We start from the raw sequence: 5,766 nt of genomic DNA, 5'->3' as shown, positions 1-5,766 counted from the left end.
TTCCTCCGACGCATCAACACCTACCTGGTGCGCTGGGCACGCAAGAAATACAAGAGGCTGCGCTCCTTCAAACGCCGCAGGGCATGGTGGACCGGACTCCTCGATCGAGAGCCCGGACTGTTCAAGCACTGGGCCTGGGAGCGCGAGTTCAGCTGGGGAGGATGAGAAGAGCGGAGTGACGGGAGACTGTCACGCTCCGTTCCGTGGGAGCCCAGGGGTGAGATCCCCCTGGGCCACCCGACCCTGGCAGCACGGGTGCGTGACCCCGGTTGATCATGGGTGAAGCCCTTGGTTGATCATTCTTCTTGCGACAGAGGAAGATCACTACCAAGGGCTTCAGTTGATCAGTGTGCACGACACCGGTCGAGCCGGTGCAGTCGGGGAGCTGTCTGGGTTCCGTGAGCGGTTCTACGAGTGTCTGACCAGTCGGGCGGACGCGTTGTTCGAGTTGGCCGATGCGGTGTTGTGTGCCGAGGGACCGGTGATCAGCCTGGCCGAGCTGTCGCTCGTCCCTGAGCATCGGCGTGGGCACGGCGCCGGCTACGACGCGGTCAACCACGGCCGGATCGAGGTCGACCGATTACGCATCACTCTGGCCGGTTTGCCGTTGCCGCGTGCCGCGAACGGGCGGATCGCGCTGGCCGTGGACGTGTCGCACTGGCTGCGTCCGGACGCCGCGTGCAGCCCGCAGCGGCTGTTCTGCCACACCTACGCTCGCGGCAAGGGCCAAGCCCAGATGATCCCCGGCTGGCCCTACTCGTTCGTCGCCGCGTTGGAGACCGGGCGCACCTCATGGACAGCACTGCTGGACGCGGTCCGGCTCCGACCCGCCGACGACGCCACCGCGGTCACCGCCACCCAACTACGCGAAGTCGTGGACCGGATCATCGACGCCGGCCACTGGCGGCAGGGCGATCCGCCCATCCTGATCGTGGCCGATGCCGGCTACGACGTGACCCGGTTCGGGGACTGCATCCCACAGGAACTGTGGCGACGCCGTCGATTATAGAAGTCGACAACCCATTTCACAATAGTCTGTTTTGCTTCTTTCCTGGTCTTGAAATGATGACGAGAGAGCACTTCGTGTTCCAGTGTGGAGAAGAACGACTCGGCCGCGGCGTTGTCGAAACACGACCCGATCCGGCCCATCGATTGCCGGATGTCGAGCTTGTCACAGAGCACGGTGAAATCGTGTGCGGTATAGGTCCCGGATTCAACTGGTGGTCGCAACACCGACTTTATTGCAGTGATAGTAGCAGCTTGTTCAATGCTTCGGCCGGTGTGTTCCAGTCGAGCGTCTTGCGTGGACGGTTGTTGAGTGTGATGGCGACGGCGGCGAGGTCGGTGCGGTTCCAGCGGGAGAGGTCGGTTCCTTTGGGAAAGTACTGCCGCAGCAGGCCGTTGGTGTTTTCGTTGGTGCCGCGTTGCCAGGGACTGTGCGGATCGGCGAAGAAAACCTGTATGCCGGTGTCGATCGTCAATTGGGCGTGTTGAGCCAGTTCTTTGCCGCGATCCCATGTCAGTGTTAGGCGTAGCTGTTCGGGCAGCGTGGTTATGGTCGCGGCGATCGCGTCCCGCACCGCCTCAGCACCGCGGCCGGCCAACGCCGGCCCGTTCTTCACCCGCGGCTGCACGCCGTAGCCTTCCATCCGGGGCAGGTGCAGCAGCATCGTGTATCGCGTTGTGCGTTCCACGAGCGTGCCGATCGCCGACCGGTCGGCCCCAATGATCAGGTCACCCTCCCAATGTCCCGGAACCGCCCGGTCATCCGCCTCAGCGGGCCGCTCACTGATCATCACCTCCGGCGTGACGTGCCCGCCAGAGTGGCGCCGAGTCCGCGACCGCGGCACCCGCAACGCGCGACCAGTCCGTAAACAGGCGACCAACTCCCGTTTCAACGCACCACGGCCCTGAATGTAGAGGGACTGATAGATCGCCTCGTGGGAAATCCGCATGGACTCATCATCGGGGAACTCAATAGGCAGCCGGCGGGCGATCTGCTCCGGACTCCACGCCGTGACCCACCGTCGGTCCGCCCGATGTGGCTTGTTCCGTCCTTTCCATTCCGGTGTGATCGGACCACGTACGAACCTCCTACCCGGAGCACGGATCACCCCAGCGAGTCGGTCCTGGACATAGTCGCGGAGCCGCTCGTTCTCGACGAGTTTGGCCGTCTTGGGACGGCGCGCCACCAGGTCTGCCTTCCACTGCGCAACCGAAGCACGATAGTCCAGCTTCCCGCCACGGGTCGCCGCGTTACGGCGCAACTCCCGCGAGATCGTCGACGGATCACGACCCACGCGCTTGGCGATCTCCCTGACCCCAACACCTTGCGCGTTGAGGATAGCGATCTCCTCCCGCTCGCGAAACGACAGATACCGACCAGACAACGGAGCAACATCAACCGAGGGCATGCCACCACCGTGTCGGAACCAACGGGCCCCAGCCGCCTGCGACACGCCGACCGCGATCCCGGCCTCCTCGGCAGTAGCACCCTTGGCGATCGCACGCCAGAACTCACGCTCAACTTCCCGCCGAAGCGCCGGCGCCCCCGGCGACTTCATCGGCGAACGACCGGTCAACGCCGTCATCCACCCCGCTGGCCTGCCCATCAACACCTCCACGATCGAGGTGTTGCGACGACCAGTTGAATCCACCGGTCGAACCGCGATCGGAATGAAAGATCACCCCGGCCACCCGGTGCTTCCCGCCACGGGCGGCGACAGCCATCTTGATGGTCTCACCAGCGAGTTCGGCATCCGGATGGCGGCTGGTGGCGTAGCCGAGCAGCCGGCGGGAGAACAGGTCGATCGCCGTCGAAAGATAGAGCTTGCCCTCATCGGTGGGGATTTCTGTCATGTCGCCGACCCAGGTCATGTTCGGCGCCGGCGCGGTGAAGTCCCGGTTCACCAGATCCGGGAACGGCACCGCCCGTTTATCCGGCCGGGTCAAGTTCTTCCGCCGCTTCTTTGGCCTGGCGACCATGCCCTGGCGAGCCATCGACTTCGCCACCGTCTTCTCACTCACCGTCCAGCCAGCAGCGCGTAAATCGACGAGTATTCGCGGTGAACCGTGCAAGACATGCGCAGCCTCGAATGCCGCCGCGACCGCCGCATCCAGCTCGACGCGCCGCTGCTCGCTCGGCGAGGGTTGGCGTTGACGGCGGTGCCACTTGTAGAACCAGGACTCCGACACCGCCAGAGCCCGGCACGCCACGGCGTGCGGCACACCGTGGCTGGTCCTCTGGTCGGCGATGAACGCGGCCAGGCTCACCGCGTCGCCTCCTTCACCCACAGGACCACCGATCGCTTGAGGACATCCCGTTCCATCCTCAGCTCGGCGTTCTCGGCCCGCAACCGGGCCAGCTCGGCCCGCCCGTCACCGCTCAAGCCTTCGCTCTCGCCACGGTTGATCTTGTCCTGCTTGACCCAGTTCGCCAACGCCCCGGCATGAATCCCCAGATCAGCAGCTACCTGAGCGATCGGTTTGTTCGTCTCGCGGACAATCCGAACAGCTCCCTCACGGAACTCCCGGTCGAACTTCCGCCTCTTCTCGGACATGACACATGATCCTCATAGTCCATGCCTCCACGATCTGGGGGGAAGCCCACGATGAATTGACCCCTTCAGTTCTGAACAGGCGAACGCGCATCGTGCGACGATGGCGGATCTGAAGGCGGTGGGAGGTGCCGACGCGGCCCTAGAGGGCATCTGATCTTGGTTTAGGTAACGATGTCCGCTTTGGTAAAGCCCACGTGCTGGTTGGGTAACGTATGGTGTGAAGGGGTTGTGAATCATCAGGTGATCCGCTCCAGAGCGGATGAGTGATGGCCATGGTAAGCGAGTCGCACCATGTCGAGTCGTTCCTGAACAAACCAGATGTGCGTGGATGGCTGGCGAATGGGTAACTGGTCAGGTTGCTGTGTGAGGGTTTAGCTGGTTGCGGGCGTCCAGGGGTGGCCTGCGGTGAGCATGACGAGGACTTCGAAGAAGTGTTTGCCGTGTTTTGCGGCTGTGGAGAGGTAGCTGCGGATGGCGCAGAATTGTCGGGCTCCGGTGAGGGTTCGGAGGCAGCCGGACACCTTCTGCCGGAGTTTGATCATGCGGATATCGCGTTCGGATCCGTTGTTGTCAGCGGGTATTCGCCAGTCCTGGGTGAAGCGGAGGTAGTCGTCTCGGCGGTCGAGCAGTCGGTGGGCGAGCGCGTTGTGCTTCTGCATGGTCTTGGTGGTGCGTGCGGCGGTCTGGTTGACGCCGATCTGCACGGCCGAGTGGTAGAACACGATCTGCTGATCGAGGACGCGCTGTGTCGCGGCGTTGAATGTGGTGTCGCCGGTGGCGATCGCGTCGGCGATGACCTTGTGCATCGCGACGAGCGCGTCGGCGGCCTGTGTGGCCCAGCACCAGTCCGCCTGCGGATCGGCGGCGTCGGTGACGGCTTGAAGCTCACGCAGGGCATGCGCGCAACACAGCTGGTGGTCGGCGTTGACGTAGGTGTCATAGGGCGCCCACGCGTCATGCACCGCCACCCCGTGGAAGCGGGTGAGGACACCGGCGTGGTCCATGCCGTCCTGGCCGCGCCCACGATGGCAGGTGATCAGGGTGTAGCGGTCGGTGCGGGCGCAGTGCACCCAGTGCAGGTCCCCGGCTACCCGCAGGCCGGTCTCGTCGAACCCGGCCACCTCAGCCTCCGCGATCCGATCACGCACGACATCGAGGAACTCGTCCAGCCCAGCGGCGGCCCGCTTCGTCATCGTCGTCACGGTGGCGCCGGAGACTGGGATGCCGAACAACTCGGCCAGCGCCTGCGCGGTCCGCTTCTTGGACAGGAACTGCCCGACGTAGAGATAGAGGACGATCGCAGTGATCCGCGGCCCGTACTGCACCGGCGCGGTCACACCTTCCGGCGCGGCGCCACAGGTGGTGGTCCCACAACGACAGCGGCGCGCGATGAGCTGATGCTCGGTCACCCGCACCGTCACCGGCGGCAGGTCAAACACCTGCCGCCGTTCCATCCCCACCTCCGGCGCGTCGGCCAGATCTGCGCCGCAGCCAGTGCACGGACCGGGTTCGTGCCGCTCCCGCTCGTTCGGATCAGCGACCAGCGCCAACGTTGACCCGGGATGCCCCGGCTGCCCACCCGGCTTACGGCCGCTCTTACGCCGCAACGACTTCGGCGCCGGCTTGGCGAACGGCGAGTCCGACGACGGCGGCTTCGACGAATTCCGACTGTTCTGACCCACCTGCCGCTTCAGATCAGCGACCTCAGCCTGCAGCGCCTCCACCACCGCACGCAGCTCCGACACCATCCCTCGAAGCGCCACGTTCTCCGCAGCAAGCTCTTCATAGGACGGACGTCGATCCCCAGACACCACAACATGATCCACGAACCAATCGAAAGATCAACACACCACGCCGACAGGCACCTGACCAGTTACCCTTCGACGAGCTTCTCGCCCGCGCCGAGTGGCACGTCACCGCAGCCCGCGGTGAAATCGCTGAACAGGACCAGCATGAGCTCCACTCAGATTGACCCTGCGTCAGGAGCAACGCTTTACCCAGTGCCGCCTGTACTGCCGACTGCCGCAATTGTGCCGAACATGCACCTGACTTTTCTCCATGTGTTGACGACCGATGACTGACCTGCGACGCCGGCCCTGCTCAGCACACGACCGGACCCGAGGAGCCGATCGGGTGTTTCGGGTGTTCGCCGTGTTCCTGCGCTGCCTAGGATTTGGTAGTGCGTAGCGTGTGGAGGTTGTGGCGC

At 64.3% G+C, this 5,766-nt stretch carries 5 protein-coding genes and 1 pseudogene; 1 reads left to right on the top strand and 5 read right to left on the bottom strand.

Going from position 1 to position 5,766, the window contains the following annotated elements; genetic code table 11:
- The first annotated feature begins 349 nt into the window (after positions 1-349).
- Positions 350-1,009: a transposase gene (locus tag ACJ73U_RS09630; RefSeq protein WP_407777205.1), complete on the top strand. Its 660-nt coding sequence runs from the start codon at positions 350-352 to the stop codon at positions 1,007-1,009.
- Here ACJ73U_RS09630 and ACJ73U_RS09625 read toward each other — a convergent pair.
- The 5 genes and pseudogenes from ACJ73U_RS09625 to tnpC all read right to left on the bottom strand — a co-directional run bounded on the left by ACJ73U_RS09625 (position 946) and on the right by tnpC (position 5,386).
- On the bottom strand, positions 946-1,149 hold the full coding sequence (locus tag ACJ73U_RS09625; RefSeq protein ID WP_407777204.1) for an integrase core domain-containing protein: 204 nt from the start codon (positions 1,147-1,149) through the stop codon (positions 946-948). The two genes, ACJ73U_RS09630 and ACJ73U_RS09625, sit on opposite strands and share 64 nt — an antisense overlap.
- 64 nt (positions 1,150-1,213) lie before the next feature.
- A pseudogene (locus tag ACJ73U_RS09620) lies at positions 1,214-2,591 on the bottom strand (IS30 family transposase).
- Entirely contained in the window at positions 2,524-3,273 is a 750-nt protein-coding gene (locus ACJ73U_RS09615; RefSeq protein ID WP_407777203.1) for an IS3 family transposase, read from the bottom strand. The pseudogene ACJ73U_RS09620 and the gene ACJ73U_RS09615 overlap by 68 nt, the downstream one beginning before the upstream one ends.
- Positions 3,270-3,560 (bottom strand): transposase, encoded by a 291-nt coding sequence (locus ACJ73U_RS09610; RefSeq protein ID WP_407777202.1) that lies wholly within the window; start codon positions 3,558-3,560, stop codon positions 3,270-3,272. The genes ACJ73U_RS09615 and ACJ73U_RS09610 overlap by 4 nt, the downstream gene beginning before the upstream one ends.
- Positions 3,561-3,931: 371 nt before the next feature.
- Entirely contained in the window at positions 3,932-5,386 is a 1,455-nt protein-coding gene (gene tnpC / locus ACJ73U_RS09605; RefSeq protein ID WP_407777201.1) for an IS66 family transposase, read from the bottom strand.
- Positions 5,387-5,766: the final 380 nt, after the last annotated feature.

It is taken from the genome of Actinophytocola sp. (assembly GCF_045807065.1).
Classification (GTDB): Bacteria; Actinomycetota; Actinomycetes; order Mycobacteriales; family Pseudonocardiaceae; genus Actinophytocola.
This window is presented reverse-complemented; position numbering and strand designations above follow the sequence as displayed.

Bases quoted from the DNA above. Each gene is read 5' to 3' on its own strand.
- ACJ73U_RS09625 (WP_407777204.1), bottom strand. From the start codon at position 1,149: ATGGGCCGGATCGGGTCGTGTTTCGACAACGCCGCGGCCGAGTCGTTC.
- ACJ73U_RS09610 (WP_407777202.1), bottom strand. From the start codon at position 3,560: ATGTCCGAGAAGAGGCGGAAGTTCGACCGGGAGTTCCGTGAGGGAGCT.